Below are 566 nucleotides of genomic sequence, written 5' to 3' on the forward strand. Positions count from 1 at the left end.
AAAACACGCTTTAGGGCGTGTTTTTTTGTGGGTTGTAGTAAAGAAATAAAACGATTATTTTAAGATGGACTGAATTTTAGTTTTGGCAATAAAGGCATCAATGGTAGCGAAGATATGTTTTTTAGTTTCTTCATCAAGGTTTTGAATTTCTTTTAATCTAGTAAGGGTTTCTTTGTCTATTTGTTCATATACTCCATCTTTTACAAGGTAATCAATAGTAACTCCGAGAGCTTCAGCAATTTTAGAAGCCATATCAATAGACGGAGAATTTTCTCCACGTTCATACTTACCTATAATGTCGCCAGAAGTTCCAACCATTTTTCCTAAATCAGATTGCTTTAGTTTTTTCTGTTTCCTAGCGTATGTTAATCTGTCTGCAAAAGCCATAAATACCTCGTTTTTAAGAGTAATTTAATACTATTTAGCAAATATAGATTACTTATTTGTTATATACAATTAAAATAATTCTTGTATATAAAATATAAATCTATTAGATTTGTGAGGTATTTATCAGATATTAAACTTATGAACAATCTCAACACCTCCAACCCCAACCACTACCTCTA

General features: G+C 30.4%; 1 protein-coding gene. It reads right to left on the minus strand.

Annotated features, from left to right (window positions below; all coding sequences use genetic code 11):
• Positions 1-54: 54 nt before the first annotated feature.
• Positions 55-387, minus strand: coding sequence for a helix-turn-helix domain-containing protein (locus tag B0A78_RS13480; RefSeq protein ID WP_014166056.1), 333 nt, complete (start codon positions 385-387; stop codon positions 55-57).
• Positions 388-566 lie beyond the last annotated feature (179 nt).

This window comes from Flavobacterium columnare NBRC 100251 = ATCC 23463, assembly GCF_002530675.1.
Classification (GTDB): Bacteria; Bacteroidota; Bacteroidia; order Flavobacteriales; family Flavobacteriaceae; genus Flavobacterium; species Flavobacterium columnare.